The following is a 24,355-nucleotide window of genomic DNA, read 5'->3' as shown; positions in this document are numbered from 1 at the left end:
TCTGAGTAGAAATGTTTCCAAAGAATCAGTTCAGACACTTATATACTAAATAATTTATCATGAAATTTTTTTAGCCCTTGATCATGACTAGCAGAAATAAAGGTAACCTTTTTTTCTTTCAATAATTGATATACTCTTTCTTGTGATTTTTCATCTAAATTTGATGTAGCTTCATCCAATAAGACTAAATTATACTTTTTAATAAATAGTTTACAAAAGGATAACTTTTGTTGTTCTCCTAGCGAGAGGATATTATTCCAGTTATAACTCTTACCAATAAATTTTTTCAGATAAAGCACATCTAACTCTTTAAGTATATTTATAAACTCTTGATCACTAGGTATATTTGTTATTAATGGCGAAAACATAGCTCGTTTAAAATCATCTTTCAGAAAATATGGTTTAGATGTCATTAACAAAATTTGGGGTCTAATATTATAGCAAAGGTTCCCCTTAAAATCTTTATACACTCCTTTAATTACTCTTAATAAAGTAGTTTTTCCCGCACCTATTTTTCCTTGTATCAACAAGCTTTGTTTATTCTTTAGTGAGATGCTTAAATTTGCAAATAAAATCTTTTGAAAACTAAATATTGATAAATCGTCTATTTTTAAAAGCTCTTGTTGAGAAGTGTCTATAGTATATAAATTTCTATCATTAGAATTATCTATCTGCTTTTTTAACTCCATTAGTCTTTTAACGTTTGTTTTTAATTCTGTAACTTGTTCATAACTATATATAAAAAACAACAAAGGAGAAACAACTTTTAAAAAGGCCATGTTAATCTGCATAATCTGCCCAAAACTTAGTACTCTAGCAAAATACCTAGGTAGTGATAGAAATATTCCTATTATTCCATAAACTTGTGAAAACAGACTTGTTACTAGATTTATTCTGATTTCTCTAAAAGTTAAAACGTAAAAGTTATCTACTATGTATTTAAAATCAGTCTTTGATTTTAAAAATTTAATCTTTTCAAGATTACTATCATGTATATGATAATTATTATTTCTAATTGTAGCTAATCCGAACCTAAATTCTGCTTCATACTTTTGTTTGTCGTATATAATCTTTCTAAGCGGCTTTCCAACCTTTATCACCGTTAATATGTTTATAGCAGCTAGTAATAGCGCAAGCCAAAATAGGTATCCATGAATAGTTAACTTATACCCATAAATGTTAAACTCAAAACTTCCTGAAAGATGCCATAAAATCCAAGAGAATAAAACAAACGTCAAAATACTACCAACAAAACCCAAAAACAGATTTTTAAGAAGAGTTACTAACTCCTTTATATCATAACTTATACGCTCGTCAGAGTTATCATATTCTCCTAAATCTGCAACGTAGACCTTAGAATATAGCCAATATTTCGTATAAAAATTTGTTAGGTATTCTCGCATTCTTATAACAAAAATCTGACTAATAACGTATAATGCAAAACTATTAGCTAACATAAAAAAGATTATGAAAATAAATTTCATTAATTGATACACCAGCAACTGGTAGTTATATTGTTGCAAAGAGTTGTAAAAATCAACATTCCAGTAGTTTAAATAAACACTCAGCCCAACACTTATAAATTCTAGTAAAATACAAAGGAATAACGCAAATAGAACGTTAAACTTTAAACTATTCGTCCAGAATGGCTTAGTCACGAACCAAATATTTTTAAGCAAAGTCATTTATTCTGCTTTGTAAGGTACAGATATTACAACTCTAGTTGCAGTTTTTTCTTCTTTTTTATCCATAGCTGCTATAGCTAGCTTTAGTATTCTAGAATTCTGGTTATGTAACAAAAAATGCCACCATTTAGTATTAACAACTTCAGGAATAACCACTATTGAGTAGCCTCTATCAGGATCTCTAAGGTCATTTTTATGTAATATTTGCAGTATTGGAGTGATAAATGAGTTGTAAACAGGTCTTAGTATTAAAAGCCGTTCATCAAAAGCTAAATTTTTCCATTGGACTTTTATTTTATTAATTTTATCCTCATCAGCTGACACAAAAACAGGGGTTATATCATCAGACAAGTTTCTTGCCAATTGAAGTGCTTCAATTGTACCTCGATGGATACGAGAAACTAAAAGTATAATTTTGGGCTTTATCCTTTCATGAACGCAAGCATTAACTATTGCTTCATCAACACTAAGAGCTAAATTATCCTCCCTTCTAATATAGTGATTTCTTATCCTAAATAAACCATACATTATAGTGGCTATTGCTATTATAACAATCCAAACGCCTTCAAAAAACTTACTCTCTACTGTGGTAATTAATACTATAAAAGTTGCCACACAACCAAATGCATTTATAAAGGCTCTTATACTCCAACTTTTATATAACCGCTTATTCTTATACCAAAACTTAACCAGCCCAGCCTGACAAAGGGTAAAAGCTATAAACACACCAAAAGCATATAGTGGTATAAGCTTACTAACTTTGGCCTCAAAGATGATAACTAAAGTAGCTGAGAGTAATGTTAACATTACAATACCATTTCTAAAAGCTAACCTATCGCCTACACGCTGGAGTTGCTCTGGTAAATAACCATCTTTACTCATAATCGAGGCTAGAGTTGGAAAACCTGTAAAACAAGTATTTGCTGCTAATAATAGAATCAAACATGTTGATGTTTGTAAAAAGTAGTAACTAGCTCCATTTCCTAAAACTTGATGGGCTACTTGAGATAATACACTCTCAGAAAAATTTGGAAGAATTTTAGTTTGAGTGGCTATAAAAGTTACTCCAGCAAACATCACCATAGAAAACAGTGTCATAAAAACAAGCCCAACTATAGCTCTAGTTAGCATAGGAGATTTATAGGTAGAGACTCCATTAGCGTAAGATTCAATGCCTGTCAAAGCTGTACTACCTGATGAAAAAGCCCTAAGTATAAGAGTTATAGTTAGTAACCCTGTTGAATTTTGGATATTTTTTACATAAGTATCACTATAAACAAACTCTATTAAAGTACCAGTATGATATTTGTATAAACCAACCGCTATTAAAAACATTATTGAGATAACAAACATATAAGTTGGCCAGGCGAATATTCTTGCTGTAGAACGGACTCCACGAAGATTTATCATCATAAGCAATATAAGCAAAGCTAAAGAGATTTCTACCGTATATTTACTAACTACTGGAAACGCTGATCCAATAGCTACAGATGCAGTAGAAACAGATACTGCTACCGTAAGAATATAATCTATAATCAATGAGGCTGCCGTCAATAAGAGTAGCTTCTCATTAAAATTATTTTTAACAATTGAATAAGAACCTCCACCTTCAGGATGCGCTTTAATAACTTGAGTATACGAAAAACCCATTAGGAGTATCAATAAAACTATCATTATTGATACTCCTATAGAATACTGTGTTACTGCAACTGTACCTGCTACTGCCAAAACAATAAAGACTTCACCTGTCGCATATGATACCGAAGATAAAGCATTTGACGATAAAATAGCAAACCCAGAAAATACCCCTATCTTTTGCTCTTGTTGTTTAGCCGTAGGGATAGGTGAGCCAAATATCAAATTTTTTAACTTCATTAGCTATTAATCCTGCTTTTGTAGAAACTCATTTAAGCTTTTTGTTAACTCTTCAGTTTTTTCTCTCATTACTGCTGATATTTTATAATACTTCCCGCTATATCCTATTTGCTTAATGAACTCTTCACATTTAAAATCAACCTCATCTGCTAAAAGATCTATTTTATTGATCACCAAAAACCTTGGTTTTTGATACAGCTCTTTACTGTACTTTTTCAGCTCTTTTTCAACAGCAAAATAATTTTCCACTGGATTGGAATTATCAAACGGGCAAATGTCCACAACATGTAGTACACATCTGGCACGCGTAAGATGCTTCAAAAATCTCAAACCTAATCCAGCACCTTCAGCAGCACCTTCGATCACACCTGGAATATCTGCCATTACAAAACTGTCTATTCCCACTTGCACAACTCCTAAATGTGGATACATTGTGGTAAAAGGGTAATCAGCCACTTTTGGAGTTGCTTGGGATACTGAACGGATCAAAGTAGATTTACCCGCATTTGGTAGACCTAAAAGCGCAACATCTGCCAATAAATTTAACTCCAACCGAACTTCTTTATACTCCCCTTCCTCTCCTAAAGTGAACTTTCTTGGAGCTTGGTTTGTACTGCTTTTAAAATGAGTATTTCCTATACCTCTTTTACCACCTGAGACTAATTTTAGAGTTTCTCCGTGGCTTAGTACTTCACCGATTTTTTTATTTGTTTCGATATTAAATACACTTGTACCAACAGGAACAATCAAATACAAATCCTCTCCTGCTTTTCCATAACAATTTCTTCCTTCTCCTGGACGACCATTTTCTGCCTGGTACTCACGTTTATAGCGATAGTCAATTAAAGTATTTGCATTTTCGTCAGCCTTTAGATAAATGCTACCCCCATGACCTCCATCACCACCATCAGGGCCACCCCTAGGCACATATTTTTCTCTACGGAAGCTTACACAACCGTTACCACCTTTACCAGCTTGAACCTTAATGGTTACCTCATCTACAAATCTCATGTTTCCAAAATTATAATTTAAAATCCTGACCCTATATTATATACCTTAAGTAATAAATTATCATTGTCAATTGAGCATGATTTTTTTCTGCGATTATTTTTTGGAGTTAAGTGAAAAAATCGATCTATCAAAAAATATATTATTTAGAAGTGAAGTATCTAAGGACACGTTAATAATTAGGCTAGAAAGACTCTTAGACCTAAAAAACAATTTGATATAGAAACAAAGATGTTTATGCTTCAGTTGGTCTATTATATGCTATATATTTACTCCGAACTATCATGTTTAACCTTACCAACTGGTGAAACTTTGTACGCTTGAATTCTAAACGCGTGAATAAGAATCACTCACTCATTAGGTTTAAATCATTGCTATCGCTATAACCACTAGCATAACCCTCCTCACTCATAACTCCATTATAGTTATTACCATCATCATAAAAACTGCATTTAATATCTTTCCCCGCTGGGGCGCCACAACTAACTATTCCTGTTTTTGTTTTATAACTATACTCTATAGGTAATTTAATATGATTCTGAATAGTTACATCCTTTAGCTGATCTTTTCCACTAGCGTTCTTATATTCTTTTTGCATAAATATTATATCAAAATCTTTTATGCACTTGCCTTCATTTATATTATTAATATACTCATTTAACTTTGCTTTAGGAATATTTTCTTGTGACATGTAGAAATAACTATTAGCCGAAACATTTGCAAATTTACTTGCTTGTACTTTTCCTTCAGAATTTTTATTAATTAACAACACAGCTACTAATTTCTCATTATTTTCACCTAAAAAATTTATTTTATACCCTAAATCATTGTGTGTTTTATCAATTGAAATTATAAAATGACTTATGATTGAATCTACATCATTAGCATAAGCATTTACATTTAAACCAATGATAACTAACAATACTAAAATAATTTTTTTCATGGTTGGAATAGCCTTAAATAAGCCAAATTCATAACTAAATAACCTAAAAAATATAGATGGTTTTTATTATAACTACATATTTGTAAAATTTCAAACTTAGTTATTACCCATACCTTTATTAAGAATTTATAAATTCTTAAAAGGATCTATATCGAAATATAGGTTAATTATTTGACAGATAATTACAGCACTACCTAACACTACAGCATAAAAATTTAAAGATGTTTTTTTTGAGTCTACGTTTGGAGCTACATTTTTATTAAGAAATATCGGAGTATAGACAAATATTATTACTGCAAATATTGCTGCATACTGCAAGGCTAGAATAAAACCTTTAGGATAAAAAACTGTAAAAATAAGAGGCGGAACAAAACAAAACAAACTCAGACTAAAGTTGTTTATGTGCTTACCATTTTTTATAAATAAATCTTTTATATAATGCATTAGCGAAATAGCAACTCCAATAAAAGAGGTAATAATTGCTATATGAATAAATATATTTAAACCAAACTCCAGTAAATTTGAGTTTGTAACTGTTTTAATCTGCTCTACAAAACCACTGGGAGTATTGTTCCCTGAAGAAAATAATGTTTGGTAACTATGTAAACCTTGTTGAGGAATCAATGCCAAAGCTAGAAGTAACCAAACTATATAGATCACTAATACACTTATGCTCCCGGCGAATATACTTTTACGGATGCTCTTTATATCTCCCTGCTGATATTCGTAAATAACTGGGATAACGTTATGAAATCCAAATGACGGTAATAAAGTTGGCCACGCAAAAACTATTGCTAATAGAGATAAGGGCATACTATTCAAATAAACTGGAGCTATATATAGCAACATAACAGCTATAGCCAAAATAAAGAAAATAAACTTTAAAAAAACAAAGAACCTATTTGTATAGTCTGAAATTCTATAGTTATACATAAAAAAACTAAAAATCAGAATAAAAATTAAAGCAGGTAAAAATATATTATGTTTCGTAGGTGTTACAATAGCATAAGCATAATTAACTAATTCAGCTCCTTGTGTAGTATAGGCCGACATCAAAGAATACAATAAAAGCAAATATATTACACTAAAAGATATCTGATAAACTTTAGGCACTTTTGATTGCATCATAGTTGTAAAATTCACCCCGAGAGGATATTTTGCACAGACATTCAATAATCTTATAGCAGTGATGTACATTACACACCATGACATAACTAGTAAAACAATAGCTACTATAAATCCACATGATGCTACAACTAAAGGCAGAGAAAGCATACCAGCACCAATAGTAGTACCGATTATCAATAAAGCGCTACCGAAAGATCTAGAAACCATAATCAAGAGTTTTGAATCAAATTAGTAAAATAATATATTATATAGATAATTAAAGCAAAATGTTATAAATAAAAATCTAAAAGGAGCTATTTTAAAAGGATTAAGAAGTTTGTTAAATAAGGTCCTGATATTTATATGATTTATTTGATGTGCTCTAGTTATTGAGACTTTGTATTTTAAAAAGATGGCGACTACCTACTTTCACCTGGGCAAATGCCAGACTATCATCGGCGTGTTGTAGTTTCACTTCTGAGTTCGGAATGGGATCAGGTGGTTCCTACAAGCTATCATCGCCAAAACTGTGTTTTGGTTTATAAAGATATTTAACAATTCAGCATAGAAATAGACTTAAGTCTCTCGGATCATTAGTACTGGTAAGCTTCATACATTACTGCACTTACACACCCAGCCTATCAACGTCGTAGTCTCCAACGTTCCTTACAGGTTCAAAACCTGAGAGATCTAATCTTGAAGGAGGCTTCCCGCTTAGATGCTTTCAGCGGTTATCCCGTCCGAACGTAGCTACCCGGCAATGCTTCTGGCGAAACAACCGGAACACCAGTGGTTCGTTCACTCCGGTCCTCTCGTACTAGGAGCAACTCTTCTCAAATCTCTAACGCCCACGGCAGATAGGGACCGAACTGTCTCACGACGTTCTGAACCCAGCTCGCGTACCACTTTAAATGGCGAACAGCCATACCCTTGGGACCTGCTTCAGCCCCAGGATGTGATGAGCCGACATCGAGGTGCCAAACTCCTCCGTCGATATGAACTCTTGGGAGGAATCAGCCTGTTATCCCCGGAGTACCTTTTATCCGTTGAGCGATGGCCCTTCCATTCGGAACCACCGGATCACTAAGACCTACTTTCGTACCTGCTCGAGCCGTCACTCTCGCAGTCAAGCGCACTTTTGCCTTTATACTCTTGGTATGATTTCCGACCATACCGAGTGCACCTTCGTACTCCTCCGTTACTCTTTAGGAGGAGACCGCCCCAGTCAAACTACCCACCATACACTGTCCTCGTCTTTCGACTGAGTTAGAACTTCAATAATTCAAGGGTGGTATTTCAAGGTCGACTCCACATAATCTAGCGATCATGCTTCTTAGTCTCCCACCTATCCTACACATAAATGATCAAAGTCCAGTGCAAAGCTATAGTAAAGGTTCACGGGGTCTTTCCGTCTAACCGCGGGTACGCTGCATCTTCACAGCGATTTCAATTTCACTGAGTCTCTGGTGGAGACAGTGTGGCCATCGTTACGCCATTCGTGCAGGTCGGAACTTACCCGACAAGGAATTTCGCTACCTTAGGACCGTTATAGTTACGGCCGCCGTTTACTGGGGCTTCGATCCAGAGCTTCGCCTAAGCTAACCCCTTCAATTAACCTTCCAGCACCGGGCAGGCGTCACACCCTATACTTCATCTTACGATTTCGCAGAGTGCTGTGTTTTTGATAAACAGTCGCAGCCACCTGGTATTTGCAACCCTCAACAGCTTACGTAGCAAGTACTTCACCATTAAGGGCACACCTTCTTCCAAAGTTACGGTGTCATTTTGCCTAGTTCCTTCACCAGAGTTCTCTCATAGCCTTAGTATTCTCTACCTACCCACCAGTGTCGGTTTACAGTACGGTTACTTATACAATATACTTAGAAGCTTTTCCTGGAAGCAGGGCATCAATAGCTTCGCCAAATAAATTTGGCTTCGTCTCGTATCTCAGATCATCAAGTTATCGGATTTGCCTAATAACTCTACCTACTTACTTTTACCTGGACAACCATTCGCCAGGCCTACCTAGCCTTCTCCGTCCCTCCTTCGTTTATATAAGCAGCACAGGAATATTAACCTGTTTCCCATCGACTTCACTCTTTAGCTACGCCTTAGGGACCGGCTTACCCTACGTTGATTAACATTGCGTAGGAACCCTTGGGTTTTCGGCCAATAAGAATCTCACTTATTTTACGTTACTCATGTCAGCATTCGCACTTCTGATACCTCCAGCTAACTTCTCAATTAACCTTCTTCGGCTTACAGAACGCTCCCCTACCAATATATTTAATATATTCCGCAACTTCGGTGCATAGCTTAGCCCCGTTAAATCTTACGTGCAGGCCGACTCGACCAGTGAGCTATTACGCTTTCTTTAAAGGATGGCTGCTTCTAAGCCAACCTCCTGGCTGTCTATGCCTTCCCACTTCGTTTCCCACTTAGCTATGACTTAGGGACCTTAGTTGGCGGTCTGGGCTGTTTCCCTTTCCACGACGGACCTTAGCACCCGCCGTGTGTCTCCCGTGATAAAACTTGATCGTATTCTGAGTTTGCATCGAGTCGGTAAGGTCGTAAAACCCCCCTAGTCGAAACAGTGCTTTACCCCAATCAGTCAATTCACGAGGCACTACCTAAATAGTTTTCGGGGAGAACCAGCTATCTCCGTGCTTGATTAGCCTTTCACTCCGATCCACAGCTCATCCCATACTTTTGCAACAGTATTGGGTTCGGTCCTCCAGTTAGTATTACCTAACCTTCAACCTGGCCATGGATAGATCGCGCCGGTTTCGGGTCTACTCCTAGCGACTAGGCGCTCTATTAAAACTCGCTTTCGCTACGGATCCCTTATTCAGTTATCCTCGCCACTAAAAGTAACTCGCTGACCCATTATACAAAAGGTACGCAGTCACACAACTAAATCGTGCTCCTACTGCTTGTATGCAAGCGGTTTCAGATTCTATTTCACTCCCTTTATCAGGGTTCTTTTCACCTTTCCCTCACGGTACTAGTTCACTATCGGTCATTCAGGAGTATTTAGCCTTGGAGGATGGTCCCCCCATGTTCAAACAAGGTTTCTCGTGCCTCGTCCTACTTGTTCGTATGCTTAGTTCCATCTTGATTATTTCGTATACGGGACTATCACCCTCTATCGTCAAGCTTCCCAACTTGTTCTACTATAATTAAGACTATATCATACCAGGCTCTTCCCACTTCGCTCGCCACTACTATGGGAATCTCAATTGATTTCTCTTCCTAAGGGTACTTAGATGTTTCAGTTCCCCTCGTTCGCTCTCTATCTTATATCAGATAAAGTAACTAGACTGCTCTAGTTGGGTTCCCCCATTCGGAAATCTTCGGGTCAAAGCTCATTTATCAGCTCACCGAAGCTTATCGCAGATTAACACGTCCTTCTTCGCCTCTGAATGCCAAGGCATCCACCGCTTGCACTTATTTTCTTAAGTCTATCTCTATACTAAATTGTTAAATATCTCTATCTTCATGCAAATAAAATATTGGTGGAGCCAAGCGGGATCGAACCGCTGACCCCCTGCGTGCAAAGCAGGTGCTCTCCCAGCTGAGCTATGGCCCCAAAAAAAATGGTGGGTCTGAGTAGACTTGAACTACCGACCTCACCCTTATCAGGGGTGCGCTCTAACCAACTGAGCTACAGACCCGTATCTTATTTACACTAAAATATATTATCTACAAACACTTTATCAAATTATCTGATCTAGCAATTAAGCTTTATTCTTATTATTCTTTTCGTATTTCCTTTAAGGAGGTGATCCAGCCGCAGGTTCCCCTACGGCTACCTTGTTACGACTTCACCCTAGTCATGAATCACTCCGTGGTAAACGCCCTTTCGTTAAGCTATCTACTTCTGGAGCAACCCACTCCCATGGTGTGACGGGCGGTGTGTACAAGACCCGGGAACGTATTCACCGCGACATTCTGATTCGCGATTACTAGCGATTCCGACTTCATGCTCTCGAGTTGCAGAGAACAATCCGGACTAAGAGTACCTTTCTGAGTTTCGCTCCACCTCGCGGTTTGGCAGCCCTCTGTAATACCCATTGTAGCACGTGTGTAGCCCTGGTCGTAAGGGCCATGATGACTTGACGTCGTCCCCACCTTCCTCCGCCTTGTCAGCGGCAGTCTCAATAGAGTACCCAACTTAATGATGGTAACTATCAATAGGGGTTGCGCTCGTTGCGGGACTTAACCCAACATTTCACAACACGAGCTGACGACAGCCGTGCAGCACCTGTCACACAGTTCCTAAAAGGCACCAATTCATCTCTGAAAAGTTCTGTGGATGTCAAGACCAGGTAAGGTTCTTCGCGTTGCATCGAATTAAACCACATGCTCCACCGCTTGTGCGGGTCCCCGTCAATTCCTTTGAGTTTTAGCCTTGCGGCCGTAGTCCCCAGGCGGAGTACTTATCGCGTTAGCTGCGCCACTAGGTCCTTTACACCGAACCCAACAGCTAGTACTCATCGTTTACAGCGTGGACTACCAGGGTATCTAATCCTGTTTGATCCCCACGCTTTCGTCCCTCAGTGTCAGTATTAGTCCAGAATGTTGCCTTCGCCATCGGTGTTCCTTCTGATCTCTACGCATTTCACCGCTACACCAGAAATTCCCCATTCCTCTACTATACTCTAGCTTGACAGTATCAAATGCAGTTCCAAGGTTGAGCCCTGGGCTTTCACATCTGACTTATCAAACCACCTACAGACCCTTTACGCCCAGTAATTCCGATTAACGCTTGCACCCCCCGTATTACCGCGGCTGCTGGCACGGAGTTAGCCGGTGCTTATTCTTTAGGTAACGTCAATTCCATTAGCTATTAACTAACAGACCTTCCTCCCTAACTAAAGTGCTTTACAACCCTAAGGCCTTCTTCACACACATGGTATTGCTGGATCAGAGTTTCCTCCATTGTCCAATATTCCCCACTGCTGCCTCCCGTAGGAGTTTGGGCCGTGTCTCAGTCCCAATGTGGCTGATCATCCTCTCAAATCAGCTATGGATCGTCGCCTTGGTAGGCCCTTACCCTACCAACTAGCTAATCCAACGCAGGCTCATCCATCCGCGGCAGCCAAAGCCACCTTTAATCCTCAGATATTATGCGGTATTAACAGTCGTTTCCAACTGGTATCCCCCTCAAATGGGTAAATTCCTACGCGTTACTCACCCGTCCGCCACTCGTCAGCATCCGAAGACCTGCTACCGTTCGACTTGCATGTGTTAAGCATACCACCAGCGTTCAATCTGAGCCAGGATCAAACTCTTCAGTTTAATCTAATTCTCTGACTCAATCACTAAACTCAAATTTATCAACAAAGTGTTTGTATATAATATATCTCTTAAATATCTATCCAGCTTCACAGCCTCTCTCTACCGCTAACATCACCCGTCAGCCAGTGAAGTCATATAATACACATCACTCTCTCACAACGCAAGAGCTTTTTTAAATTTTTTTCTACTTTTTTAGGGGTTTTTGGATTTTTTTGAATGTTTTTATAAAAAAGTAAATACAGAGCTTTTTTAGAAGCAATTTTTAGTAAATACTTTTGAGCTATTATTTCCTACTCCTACTGCCGGCAAGCAGGATACTATAAAATGTTCAGTAACTCAAAGTTAGAAACTTACAGTACATAAAAAACTGCGTATCGATCACTAATATTAGATAAATTTTTAATAGCTTGTATAAAAGGGTTATTTGACTATAGTTTCAGGAACACTACGGTATACATATACTGCATGAAAATATACCAGCAATGACCATATAACTATTAATAAATAAAATGCTGATGTATTTAAAATGTCAAAACCTCCATAATAAACTGGAGATAAACTAGATAATATAGTTAACACCACTACATGAAGAACTAAAGGTAATGACTTTTTAAGAACACTAAAAAAACCTTGATCAAGGGATACTTGCTTAGAAATATACAGTGCATATAAAAACAATACAAATATAGCAACATAACCTGTGTTAGGAAACTTTGAAAATGTAAAAAGGATTGATAAAAACACAAACATAGTTGGTAAAACCATGTTTGCAAAAGGAATAGCAAATTTACTTTTAATACCATTAATCCTTAACTTCCCTAAACATATTGGTATCGACATATACGAAATTACGTAAAATAATGACAAAAATGAAACTAAAGATGACCACGATCTAAATAATAGCAGAAAAAGTATAGCCAAACTAACGGTAGCATAAAGAGAGCGTCTACTAAAATTATATTTTGTTATCTTATCAAAGAATTTAGGCGCTTGACGGTCTTGTGACATAGCTGTAAGCATTCTTGTGGTTGAACCTGTATAAATCATGCCTGTCCCAGCGGGTGAAATAACAGCATCTACATATAACACTATAGTCATCAGATTTAAATTCAACATCATAGTCAACTGTACAAAAGGACTAGTAAAGTCCAATCCTGGCCAACCATGACTCAGATTATTTATTGTAAGAGCCCCAATAAAAGCTGTTTGAAGCATAAGATAAACAACCAATGTAATCAGCACCGAAAATACCATCGCTAAAACAATATCTCTTTTAGGGTCTTTTGCCTCTGAACAGAAAGATGCTATATTCTGAAAGCCATTAAAAGAATAAACCATTCCAGCACTAATCATAGCAGAAAATATCGATGATGTTCCATAAGGAGCGTAATTGCCGCCCACAACTATAAAATTACTACCGTGGAAACTGACCGCTATAATTGATATAGCTGTTATAAAGGGTATCAATACTTTCATTGTAGTTAAAATAACGTTACTACTGGAAAGTACTTTAACTCCCCAAAAATTAACCACGCCAAACAAAAGTATGATTATAGCTGCTAAGCCAAGTCCTGTAGAAGTCAAAGAGCTATGATCTGGATTAAACAAATAAGCAGATGCTGTATCTGAAAGTGAAGCTAAATACTGAATACTACCTTCAGCCTCTGTAGCTATAACAGCTGTTAATCCTAACCAAGTTGCTATAGTGCAAATAAAAGCAAAATCTTTGTTATGACTAATGACTAGGAGCCTAGCCATTAACCCTCTTTTAGGGTAATTGAAAGAAATTTCCGCAAGACTCAAACCTAACACTAAAATTATAAACGCTGTAATTAGCCAAGCAATATAAGCAGCTGGACCTGCGATCTTAGCGGCATAAAAAGAACTAAATAGCCAGCCTGAGCCGATCATGGTTCCAACCCCTATAGCTGTTAAACCTATAAGCCCAATTTTATTTTCTTTCATATTAATTGGTAACCCTATGAGAAAAGTTGTAAGTTAAATTCTTGACTATAATATAACCAAAATGCTCTTTTAGCCAGGTTCCATGAACAAAAAAATTGAATAAATTTTCAAAATAAAACATAATTGACTAAATCTAAAAGTCGATATATTATCATTCTTAACTATTAAGAATCGGACTATAAGGTGAGATATGAAACTAAAAAACATAATTATAACTCCTACTGTATTAATTTTAGCATTTTTATTGAATAGTTGCTGGCTAGCTGTAGGTGCTATCGGAGGAGGTACTGCTATAGCTTACACAGAAGGTAAATATTCTATGAATATGGAGGGCGGTATCAAAGATATATATAATGCTGCTATACAAGCTGTACAAAGCAATGATGATTTTGTACTAACAAAAAAACAGATAACTCCTACTGAGGCAACTATAGAAGGCGCTACCAAAGTTAATAATACAGACTTCTATATTAACATAGAAAAGCTAACTGACAACGCCTCTAAAGTGTCTATCAAATTTGGTACTTTTGGTGATCGTACAGCTTCTGCAACATTAATGGATCAAATTCAGAAGAACGCTCGATAAGCTAAAATCAAAGCAAGGACGTATTTTAAATGGTATATCTTAAAAAAAGCTTTTTTACCCTCTTTGCATATATATTTACACTAACCTTAAGTAGCTGTATATTAGCAGCTGTCACAGTTGGTGGAGGCACTGTAGCGTATATAGAAGGCAAATATTCGATGAATATCGAAGGTAACTATAAAGACGTCTTCAAAGCAGCTTTACAAGCTGTAAATGATAATCATGATTTTGTGCTTGTCTCTAAAGATTTAGACCCAGATAATGCCTATGCAGAAATTGATGGTGCCACTAAAATAAATAGCACAAACTTCTATACCAAAATAGAAAAGTTAACTAATAATGCGTCTAAAGTTACTATCAAATTTGGTACTTTTGGTGATCAAGCGATGTCTTCTACATTAATGGATCAAATTCAAGCTAATGTAAACAAATTTAAAGCTTAACTAACCTAGTAAAAGTTAGTTTATAATAAAGCATAGCGCTAAATAAAATTAATTTATAATATTTAGTTTATTATGGCAATTGCTCTTAATGATTGTGTACTAGCAGCTATCTTAGTTGGTAATGCTGTTGTGGCAAGGTGGTAACGTATATTATATAAATGGCAACTATATAATTGAGATCCCTAAAAATATCCGTTCCGCATATAACGCAACCATTAAAACTTTCCAAACAAATAACACATATTCTTTAAAAGACCAAACGTATTCAAAAAACACAGCTTTTATTAAGTAGTAAAGATAAGTTCAGAAAATATATCAGTTACCCTCAATGACATTGATAACCGTAGTACTGAAGTTAAAATACGCTTTGGTATATTTGGGAATAAACAAAAATCTATTAACCTAGCAACCGAGATTACAAAAAATATAATATAAGATAATTAATATCTATTAATTTAATTTTTCACTTTTTAAATATTTTTTAAAATGTATAATTTGTAATAAATACAACCTAATTTTAGCGTCTATGAGCAATAAAGTCTTAGATCGGTATTATACAAATAACAGACATCTTTGGGTGCTAGTGCTCTGTGGAGGGCTTTTAGGGGTTATAATTGGAGTAGTTGCAACATCCTTCGAATTATTACTTGATCTTATAGCTAATTTCAAAAAAATGCTATTTGCCTACTGCGGTGATAACATTTATTTGCAAATTACTGTCTCAATAATAATTACCATATCTATGGTAATATTTTCTTTATATCTTATAAAAAGGTTTGCTAATGAAGCAGGAGGCAGTGGTATACAAGAAGTAGAAGGAGCGCTAAAAGGTTGCCGTAAACTTAGAAAAAGAGTTGCCCCTGTAAAATTCCTTAGTGGGCTGCTATCACTAGGGTCAGGCTTAAGTGTTGGTAAAGAAGGACCTTCTATACATATTGCTGCAGCTATTGCACAATTTTTTGTCGATAAATTTAAACTAACTAAAAAATACGCTAATGCTGTAGTCTCTGCTGGTGCAGGCGCTGGCTTAGCTGCTGCTTTTAATACACCTCTATCAGGAATAATCTTTGTAATTGAGGAGATGAATAGAAAGTTCAGATTTAGTGTGTCTGCTATAAAATGTGTGCTAATAGCATGTATCACAAGCATTATTGTTTCTAGGTCTATCGTGGGGAACCCTCCAGCTATAAGAGTTGAGGCTTTTTCTAGTGTTCCTCAGGATACGCTTTGGCTTTTTATGATATTAGGGATATTTTTTGGTTATTTTGGGTTATTGTTTAATAAAATCCTTATAAAAACAGCTGATTTCTTTTCCGGAGGCTCTCGCAAAAGATATTGGGCTCTAGTAATTTTTGTCTGTGTAATCTTTGGTGCTGGGGTTGTAATTTCACCCAATGCTGTTGGAGGTGGATATATAGTTATTGCAAATGCTCTAGATTACAATCTTCCAGTGAAAATGTTATTACTATTATTCGCCATAAGGTTTATTGGTGTCATCTTTTCTTACAGCACAGGCGTTACTGGTGGTATTTTCGCACCTATGATTGCTCTAGGAACTATATTTGGTCTTGCGTATGGAATGAGTGTAAACGCCCTTTTCCCGCAATATAGTGTAGATGCTGGTGTTTTTGCTGTTGCAGGGATGAGTGCCTTATTTACAGCGACAGTAGGAGCTCCTTTAACAGGAATAGTATTAGTAATTGAGATGACCTGGAATTATCAGCTTCTACTCCCTCTAATGATTACTTGCTTTAGTGCCTCCATGCTAACATATATACACCACCAAAAACCTATTTATGACACCCTACTAAGAAGAACAATATCTATAGAAAGAAAACAGCAAACTAAAATAAAAAATGAAAAAACTTAAAAAATAACCTAAAACTCCCAAGAAAATATTATCAACTAAACAAACATATAACCATATGGATAATATCTTTTACACAGGCATTTAGAAACAAAAGTACATCTAATAATACAACATCTAAAACTATAGTTTTTAAAAAGAAAAATTTGCTAAAATTTATGTTTTGTCCAAACTATAAATTAAACAAGTATTATCAAAGTAACTACTCCTTGAATACTAATAAAAAAATAAATATTATATAACTAACAATAAAATACTAAATATTAATACATGAAGAAAACGTTTTTTTTGAGTCTTACTTTTATTACGACTCTTAGTTTTGCAAATACTTACAAAGGCACGAGTATAAATATAACATCTGGATCAAGTACTGTTAGTACGCAGCAAATATCAATAGACACCCCACCTGTTTCTAAAAACATCGATGAAACTAAAATACAAAAAATTGGTCAATCTAAGCAAAAAGAACAATTAGTCGGCTCAAATCCAGCTACATGGACGCCTGCCTACTTAAGCGTTAAAAGCTTTAAAAAATGTCTTGAAATTCAAAAATATAGAGGTTGGGAAGGGTACTGCATGCCAGTGGAAAAAAATAAAGACTGTCCTAGTAAATCATGGGAAGAATTAAAAAAAATGAACCTAGTCCCTTGTGTAAAAGATGTAGATTGAAAAGCTTCTGTATATAAATTTTTTTCATTAAAAAACATTTTTAGAAATTATGTTGCCAATTTTTCTAAAATGTTTTGCTTTTTGTTTTACTATTTGTTTACCATTTATGGATGATGCTGTTTTACTTTCATACTATACGTCCAAAGGATCATAACTCCTACAAAGATTGGTAACAACACGGAAGGAAAAAGCATAAGTGTAAAATACTGCCCAAAAATTCTAACCCAAAAAACACCTGCAGCGTTTCCTACGATAAAGATTATTATACATACAAAAAAGAAAGGGATTTTCCAAAGGTCTTTTCTTGACCCCTTTAAAGCTCTGCCTATTTCTATACCCAAATCCGTTGTAGTACCAGTCATATGGGTCGTACGAGCAAAACTACCGAAAAATAAGGTTGTAAAGCTATTTTGCATACCCATCGCCATAGCCAGAAAAAGGTCATCAATAACTCTATGATGAGTAAATACATCTATAAGGATCGTTCCTGTTAACATCACAAAGCTCTGCAAAATTAAAGATTTTGTATGCTCTTCTGAGATAACATAACTATCTGTTTTGATCACAATACCATTTATAGCAGCTCCTATAATAAATCCAAAGACTAGAACAACCACTTCATAGGCAAAATACCAATCGTAATCAGCTATACTATGACCTAAAATTCTATAGTTACCTGTCATTGCTGCAACACTAGCACCAAATGACTTATACAGGACTACACTATCTATCCAACCAGCATTAAAAATCAAAACTATAGAAATGAAATATGTGAATGTTAATTTTTTTGCAAACACTCTTTAACTCTTACTTCTTTTTGTTATCTAGAGTGTACCATATAAGAGTCTTTATTTAATTTTGTTTTTGTTTTTATAAAAAAATTTAATAATTCTTCAATAAACTCTCTAAAAAGACATTCTTTTGCTTATCAATTTTGAGTGTAACTGCCCCATTATTATATGTATCTATAATCTTAGTTTTACTATCTCTAAACAGACTAATATTCTCTTTTACTAAACTTTTATCTGAAATGTATATAAAAGATTCTGGCTTAAACCTAGTAATAAACTTAAAATAAGGAACCTTTGATGAAATAATAGTATTTGGACTAATAACGCCATTATATAATTTATAAATATTTTGTTGCGTAGCAATAGAAGTGCCATCTAGTATTAAAAACCCAATTTCACCAACTTTAAAGCTAATAGAACAATAATTATCTTCTCCTAAAAGCTTAATGTTTACCTGCTCTAATAAAAAGTTATTATGATATTCACATCTCTGGACAGGTATATTTGTAGCAATATTAGTAATAGTAGTATTTATAGATATTAGTTTTCTTATGTTAGAAAGATCAGTATAATTAGAATCTCCAGAAACTATTAAATAATCTAAATGATCTATTCCTTGTAATTCCAGATATTTCAATAAATTAGCTTTTAGAGAGAAATTATTAGATAAGTTTTTATTTGATGTATAAAGCAAGCTTATCCCATCATCTTGCAGCAAGACCATAGTTTCTTTTGTATCAAATACATGTATCTGAAAACTTTGATGTTTTTTTGTGATATTTTCAAAAGGTTGGAAGAAAACTAAACATAGCGAAAGACCCAACAAACGTAATGACTTCCCTATGGGTAAAAAAACTAAAATCAAACCAACTATAACTATAATTAAACCAATAATAGAAAAATATCCCAAATAATTTACTAACTGGATGTGATGAGTTAAAAATTCTAAGTATGATTTTAAAATTCCTAATAAAAAGCTAGGGATAATCCACAATTTGATACCAAAAAATGACAAAATTAAGCATAAAAATAATAATGGTACGATTAACAAGCTAACTAAAGGAATAGCAACTAAATTTGCTACAATTGAAACCAATGAAAAACTACCAAAAAAATATACTGATACTGGTATAAGAAAAATAGCCAAATAACTCTGACTTAGTAAAGACGATAAAAACTTTGATTTATATTGTTGCAAAATAATTGCAAGGAATATAAGAAATGCTACTGCTGAAAAACTTAGCCATAAACTAGCGCTATAGATAGAATTTAAATCTAATGTTAGTATCAAAATTAGAGCTAAACTAAGTGATCTGACCACAGAAACTCTTTTTTTAAAAAGCCATAATATTGCTACTACAGAAAGCATAATAATGGCTCTTTGAGTCGGTAAACTAAAACCTGCGAGCAAGCTATAAATAAAAGCTACAACCATAGAAAAAAATACTGCTATATATTGTGCTGGAAGCTTACGACATAATGCTTGCGAAAATGACCATAAAACTCTAACTATCACAAAAGTTATAAAGCTTAATAAACCAACATGTAATCCAGATATAACCATCAAATGTGAGGTTCCTGATCCTAAAAATAAGTTTTGTTGCTCTTGACTAAAATTTTTTTTACCAATCAGTAGAGCTAATATTAGCTCTACTGATTTATAGTTTTGTAAATCAGTTTTTAAATAGTTATATAAATAATATCTTAATCGCTCAGGTAAATAGTTAATAGCTGTACCTTGGAATTTTATCTCAGAATCAGGTATTAACTTACCTAAAGCAACTATCCCATTATGCCGCAAATATTCAACATAATTGAAAGAATTAACATTACTATACTCATGAGGTTTATATAACTTTACTTCTAATTGTAATTTGTTTGCTGGAATTAAGTAAACCGCATATTCTTTGTTAGCTTTTAAAAGAAGGTTACCATATTTGTATGAATGGAAGGTAAATTCTAACTCTTTTTTATCATCTTCTGGGATTGAGCTAACAACTCCAGTTAAAATAATGCTGTTATCATATTTATAGTTTTCTATATCATGATATGGCTTACATGAACTTAAACAGCATAAAATAGGTAAAACAAGTAACCATCGAATTATAACCAACTCTTTACACACATTTTTTATTTACCAACACTATAAGACTATATTATCTAATAAACTTTTTTAAGCTAAAAATATAAAATTATTAATATTTTTTTTTAGGTTGTATTTTTAAAGAAAAGGTAGATAATAATAATGCTTTTTAGTCCATCATATATTTAAGGACCATATGAAATCTCTAAAAATACTTATCGATCATAAAAACGATTGGTCGCCTTACTATCCATCAGAAAATTTAATAACTATAGATAGATATCTACAAAATATAAGCCAAAAACCAAGCTATATAATTAATTTGTCAGAGAAAATGGCATATTTAGAACAAGGGTACTATGCCTGCCTACTAGCAAAAGCTAATAATGATACAATAATTCCAAGTGTAACAACTCTTAACAATATAAAACATTTTGAAAAAATACATCTTACTGAACTTGCTCTAAAAATAAACCATAATGCTCTTAATCATATTGCTAAAAATAATATAGTAGATATTAGAATTTTCTTTGGAGCAACAAATCTAAAAGGCTTTGAAAAAATAGCTAAAAAGCTATTTGAAATGTATCCAGCTCCATTATTGTCAATAAAACTAGAAAAAAAAGACTCCCTTTGGCATTTCAAAAATCTAGAAATAGCTAATATAAGCTCACTAAGTGATCAAGAACAAAGCCTATTTGCTGAAGCATTAAATAATTTTAGTACTAAAGTTTGGCGTAAAAAGAAAAATAAGAAAACCTATCAATATGATCTTGCTATTTTACATGATCCTAACGAAATTCTTTCACCTAGTGACCCTAAAGCGTTAAGAAACTTCAAAAAAGCTGCTAACCAATTAGGAATATATGTAGATATGATTACTCAAGATGATTATATGAAGTTACTTGAGTATGATGGGCTATTTATTAGGACCACAACTTCTATAAATCACTATAGTTATAGATTTGCTAAAAAAGCAGAAGATAATAATTTAGTTGTTATAGATGACACAAAATCAATAATTTGTTGTACAAATAAAGTTTACCTGCATAATTTACTAGTTAAAAATAAAATAGCAACTCCTGAAGCCCGGTTAATTTTTAAAGATAATACTTTACCTTTAGATGAATTAGTTGCTGAATTAAGTTTACCAATAGTACTTAAAATCCCAGATGGCTCATTCTCAAAAGGAGTGAAGAAAGCTTCAACTATTGAAGAATTACAGAAGACTTTAGAAAATATGTTTCAACAATCATCTATAATCATTGCCCAAAAATACTATTTCACTGAATTTGATTGGCGTATAGGTATATTAAATAACAAACCTATCTACGCCTGTAAGTACTATATGGCAAAGGGACATTGGCAAATAACTAACCATAGTAAAAAATCTACTCAACATGGTAACACAGAGGCTTTTGCTATACATCAAGTTGAAAAATCTATAATAAAAACTGCTATTAAAGCTGCAAAAACTATCGGTAATGGCTTGTATGGTATAGATATTAAGGTAGTCAATGGTAAACCTATGGTTATAGAAATTAATGATAACCCATCTATTGACTCTGATATAGAAGATGCTTATGTAGGCGAACAACTTTATTCAACTATAATGTTAGAATTCCTAAACAGGATGAACTATAAGAAATTACCTTATGCAAATTTATAAAGCTAATCTAGATGATCTACAATCACTTGTAGATTTAGAATATTCTCTTTTTAATTGTGACCAAATATCTAAGAGACAATTTAGATACAATATAAAAAAGCAGAAACTATTTTTTGTTGCTAAGATAAGTGACCAGTTAGCTGGTTATATACTTTGCTTTGAATATAAAAAAAGCATCCGAGTATATTCTTTAGCTGTAACTAAGAAATTCCAAGGTAAAGGTATTGGAAAAAATTTACTTAATTACCTAATAACTAATTCGAAAAAAAACATATACTTAGAAGTTAATGTAAATAATTCAAATGCTATAGCTCTTTATCAAAAACTAAGCTTTGCTATTTATAAAACTATTCCAAAATACTATCAAAGTGGAGATTCAGCTTATCGAATGGTTTTAAGAAAGATTTAGGTACCCTTCTAATAAATCTGGAATTTTATCTACATTTAAAGCTATAACTTTTTGTCTAGATGTTATACCTTTAACTATAATTATATTTTTCTTTTTAATCTTAAATTGCTTGGATAAAAAATCTATTACAGCTTTATTAGCTTTACCATCTACAGCTGGAGATGATATTTTTATCTTTAAAGAACTCTTATATTCTCTACAAATTTCAGTTTTTGAGGAATTTGGTTGAATATATACAGATACCTTATACATCTAACTTACAAGAACAACTGTAATAGTATACTTTGTAGAAAAATCTGGATACAAAATAAGCTTACCACTACAATAATAGGTGAAAAATCAAAACCTGAACGCGGTTTTATCAACCTTCTCGCTGTGACTAACAAAGGTTCTGTAACTTGAAATATGATTATAAACAAAGGGTTATATCCACCTTGGATAAACCAGCTAGCTATAGCTCTAATTATTATTAAGTATACATACATATTTATAACAGCAAAAACTATATCTAAAATAGGCTTAGCTAATATAAACACTAAACTTATACCCAAACCCTTTAGTAAAGCTAAAAGTAGATTTTCTAAAATAAAAATAAAATATGTCGCAACTATACATGACCAATCTAAGCCAAAAAAACCAGGTACAAACTTTCTTATAGGGAGAATAATTATATTTGTCGCTCGCATGACTAGCTGGGAAATAGGATTATAGAAATCTGCTTTCACCCATTGTAAGAAAAATCTAAATAAAAGAATAAAAGCATATAATCCAAAAACTATATTTATAAGAAATTCTGCGACATTTATAATTCCACTTAACATTCTAAACTGACTCCGACCTTGCTTTGCTCTTATAATTTCAAATACTCTAATGCAGCAACTACTGCTTCGACTTGTGCTTGTATACATTCATCAGGATTAGTTTTAAGACTATCTGGGTAAACTTCTGTTGTAGTCGTGTACTCAGCATCAGTAAATGACATACAAAGTTTTGAACCTGCTGAATCACATTCTGTTAAACCGTCAATAACTGCTTTTTCTCCAGATATTTGTCCTTTATCATCAATCTTTGCTATATGAGTAACTTTAGTTACAGCAGCGATTATATACTCTTGAAAACCCCTCTCAAGCTTATTTTGATTTGCTACTAGGTAAAATCCATCTGTTATACCCCATTTATCGATTACTATAGCATCTCTAGCAGCTAGTGCCGGCCTAAATTCACTATCATCAGTATCTGTAGTCTCATGTAAATCTATATGCATAGATATATTCACATTAAAAGAAAATATATACTTCATAGCATTGGTAGCTTCTAGGGAGGCACTACCTAAATAAAAAGAACGATTAGGATCTACAGCATCTGGATTCCAACGATTGATAGTTTCATAACCCCATGGACTAATACACGGTAAAATTATGATATTAAAATATTTTGAATATTCTAAAGCTCTTGTTTGCGCGAAGCTAATAGCTCCCTGAACTCCACTTGTCTCATAACCATGCACCCCACCAGTTACTAGGACATATGGATTTGAGTCATCCCAGTTTTTTGTTTTTATAGCGTACAAGTCATATTTACCTACTGATGGATACTCTAACTTGCCATATATTTCTATATCAAAGTCTTTAGCTAGCTTTTTTATCTTAGTGACTACTTCTTCTTGGTAAGAGCGCTTAAACTTTTGTTCTACTAACCATTGTTGTTTTTCTACTTGACCCCATTTTTGACCTGAGATACCAATATGATAATTTTCCATAATTTTATATAATTAGTTCAGTTCTATAATCATCTAATTATATATTATTTTTAGCCAAAAAATCAGTGGTGTTATTTCAGGTATAGTGGAATATTTGTTAAATATTTTATGGCTGGGCTACCAGGATTCGAACCTGGGAATGACGGGATCAAAACCCGTTGCCTTACCGCTTGGCGATAGCCCAACAGACAACTA

Annotated in this window: 19 protein-coding genes, 3 tRNA genes and 3 rRNA genes; 8 read left to right on the top strand and 17 right to left on the bottom strand. The window is 34.1% G+C overall.

The genetic code is table 11. The features are described from left to right. Positions 1 to 38: 38 nt before the first annotated feature. From SD28_RS01555 to SD28_RS01505, 11 genes are all read right to left on the bottom strand, one after another. Positions 39 to 1,685 carry an ABC transporter ATP-binding protein/permease gene (locus tag SD28_RS01555; protein ID WP_039123389.1) on the bottom strand — a complete coding sequence of 549 codons (1,647 nt, stop codon included), beginning with the start codon at positions 1,683 to 1,685 and terminating at the stop codon, positions 39 to 41. Then, the gene (locus SD28_RS01550; protein ID WP_039123388.1) at positions 1,686 to 3,560 is read right to left on the bottom strand and encodes an APC family permease; all 1,875 of its coding nucleotides are present in this window, start codon (positions 3,558 to 3,560) and stop codon (positions 1,686 to 1,688) included. A 6-nt stretch (positions 3,561 to 3,566) separates the two neighbouring features. Continuing rightward, positions 3,567 to 4,571: an Obg family GTPase CgtA gene (cgtA, locus tag SD28_RS01545; protein WP_039123386.1), complete on the bottom strand. Its 1,005-nt coding sequence runs from the start codon at positions 4,569 to 4,571 to the stop codon at positions 3,567 to 3,569. A 343-nt stretch (positions 4,572 to 4,914) separates the two neighbouring features. Next, positions 4,915 to 5,511, bottom strand: coding sequence for a hypothetical protein (locus SD28_RS01540; RefSeq protein WP_039123385.1), 597 nt, complete (start codon positions 5,509 to 5,511; stop codon positions 4,915 to 4,917). Between the two features lie 126 nt (positions 5,512 to 5,637). Beyond that, on the bottom strand, positions 5,638 to 6,846 hold the full coding sequence (locus SD28_RS01535) for an amino acid permease (protein ID WP_039123384.1): 1,209 nt from the start codon (positions 6,844 to 6,846) through the stop codon (positions 5,638 to 5,640). A 182-nt stretch (positions 6,847 to 7,028) separates the two neighbouring features. Continuing rightward, a 5S ribosomal RNA gene (rrf, locus tag SD28_RS01530) occupies positions 7,029 to 7,144 on the bottom strand. Positions 7,145 to 7,190: 46 nt separating this feature from the next. Beyond that, positions 7,191 to 10,079: ribosomal RNA gene (locus SD28_RS01525) — 23S ribosomal RNA — on the bottom strand. Positions 10,080 to 10,131: 52 nt separating this feature from the next. Continuing rightward, positions 10,132 to 10,207, bottom strand: a tRNA-Ala gene (locus tag SD28_RS01520). A gap of 8 nt (positions 10,208 to 10,215) precedes the next feature. Further along, a tRNA-Ile gene (locus tag SD28_RS01515) sits at positions 10,216 to 10,292 on the bottom strand. A gap of 100 nt (positions 10,293 to 10,392) precedes the next feature. Further along, positions 10,393 to 11,919: ribosomal RNA gene (locus SD28_RS01510) — 16S ribosomal RNA — on the bottom strand. The 16S, 23S and 5S rRNA genes sit together here with 2 tRNA genes alongside, the layout of an rRNA operon. 420 nt (positions 11,920 to 12,339) lie before the next feature. Continuing rightward, on the bottom strand, positions 12,340 to 13,884 hold the full coding sequence (locus SD28_RS01505) for an APC family permease (RefSeq protein WP_052251853.1): 1,545 nt from the start codon (positions 13,882 to 13,884) through the stop codon (positions 12,340 to 12,342). Between the two features lie 190 nt (positions 13,885 to 14,074). Between SD28_RS01505 and SD28_RS01500 the strand changes: the two genes are divergently transcribed. From SD28_RS01500 to SD28_RS01480, 6 genes are all read left to right on the top strand, one after another. Then, entirely contained in the window at positions 14,075 to 14,470 is a 396-nt protein-coding gene (locus tag SD28_RS01500) for a DUF3568 family protein (RefSeq protein ID WP_039123383.1), read from the top strand. 29 nt (positions 14,471 to 14,499) lie between these two features. Beyond that, positions 14,500 to 14,913, top strand: a complete 414-nt coding sequence (locus SD28_RS01495; protein WP_039123382.1) for a DUF3568 domain-containing protein — start codon at positions 14,500 to 14,502, stop codon at positions 14,911 to 14,913. A 121-nt stretch (positions 14,914 to 15,034) separates the two neighbouring features. Further along, positions 15,035 to 15,205, top strand: a complete 171-nt coding sequence (locus SD28_RS08230) for a DUF3568 family protein (RefSeq protein ID WP_267904799.1) — start codon at positions 15,035 to 15,037, stop codon at positions 15,203 to 15,205. A gap of 5 nt (positions 15,206 to 15,210) precedes the next feature. After that, positions 15,211 to 15,348 carry a DUF3568 family protein gene (locus SD28_RS08270; RefSeq protein ID WP_322786323.1) on the top strand — a complete coding sequence of 46 codons (138 nt, stop codon included), beginning with the start codon at positions 15,211 to 15,213 and terminating at the stop codon, positions 15,346 to 15,348. A gap of 91 nt (positions 15,349 to 15,439) precedes the next feature. Beyond that, a complete protein-coding gene (gene clcA / locus SD28_RS01485) occupies positions 15,440 to 16,783 on the top strand; it encodes a H(+)/Cl(-) exchange transporter ClcA (protein WP_039125701.1) in 1,344 nt (447 codons plus the stop codon). 267 nt (positions 16,784 to 17,050) lie between these two features. After that, the gene (locus tag SD28_RS01480; protein ID WP_039123381.1) at positions 17,051 to 17,449 is read left to right on the top strand and encodes a hypothetical protein; all 399 of its coding nucleotides are present in this window, start codon (positions 17,051 to 17,053) and stop codon (positions 17,447 to 17,449) included. Positions 17,450 to 17,553: 104 nt separating this feature from the next. Here SD28_RS01480 and SD28_RS01475 read toward each other — a convergent pair whose 3' ends face one another. Next, complete coding sequence (locus tag SD28_RS01475; protein ID WP_039123380.1) at positions 17,554 to 18,246, bottom strand: YoaK family protein; 693 nt, start codon at positions 18,244 to 18,246, stop codon at positions 17,554 to 17,556. Positions 18,247 to 18,331: 85 nt separating this feature from the next. Beyond that, on the bottom strand, positions 18,332 to 20,365 hold the full coding sequence (locus SD28_RS01470) for a ComEC/Rec2 family competence protein (protein WP_244877007.1): 2,034 nt from the start codon (positions 20,363 to 20,365) through the stop codon (positions 18,332 to 18,334). Between the two features lie 154 nt (positions 20,366 to 20,519). Between SD28_RS01470 and SD28_RS01465 the strand changes: the two genes are divergently transcribed. Then, a complete protein-coding gene (locus SD28_RS01465) occupies positions 20,520 to 21,992 on the top strand; it encodes a RimK family protein (RefSeq protein WP_039123379.1) in 1,473 nt (490 codons plus the stop codon). Then, entirely contained in the window at positions 21,979 to 22,401 is a 423-nt protein-coding gene (locus tag SD28_RS01460; RefSeq protein ID WP_039123378.1) for a GNAT family N-acetyltransferase, read from the top strand. Before SD28_RS01465 ends, SD28_RS01460 begins: the two co-directional genes overlap by 14 nt. Here SD28_RS01460 and SD28_RS01455 read toward each other — a convergent pair. From SD28_RS01455 to SD28_RS01440, 4 genes are all read right to left on the bottom strand, one after another. Then, positions 22,387 to 22,653, bottom strand: coding sequence for a DUF167 domain-containing protein (locus SD28_RS01455; protein WP_039123377.1), 267 nt, complete (start codon positions 22,651 to 22,653; stop codon positions 22,387 to 22,389). The genes SD28_RS01460 and SD28_RS01455 overlap by 15 nt on opposite strands. Before the next feature lie 5 nt (positions 22,654 to 22,658). Further along, the gene (locus SD28_RS01450; protein WP_039123374.1) at positions 22,659 to 23,222 is read right to left on the bottom strand and encodes a YggT family protein; all 564 of its coding nucleotides are present in this window, start codon (positions 23,220 to 23,222) and stop codon (positions 22,659 to 22,661) included. A 29-nt stretch (positions 23,223 to 23,251) separates the two neighbouring features. Then, a complete protein-coding gene (locus tag SD28_RS01445; RefSeq protein ID WP_179943830.1) occupies positions 23,252 to 24,163 on the bottom strand; it encodes a M14 family metallopeptidase in 912 nt (303 codons plus the stop codon). Between the two features lie 106 nt (positions 24,164 to 24,269). Continuing rightward, positions 24,270 to 24,344 (bottom strand) — tRNA-Gln (locus SD28_RS01440). Positions 24,345 to 24,355: the final 11 nt, after the last annotated feature.

Origin of the sequence: Allofrancisella guangzhouensis (genome assembly GCF_000815225.1) — a bacterium.
GTDB lineage: Bacteria > Pseudomonadota > Gammaproteobacteria > Francisellales > Francisellaceae > Francisella > Francisella guangzhouensis.
This window is presented reverse-complemented; position numbering and strand designations above follow the sequence as displayed.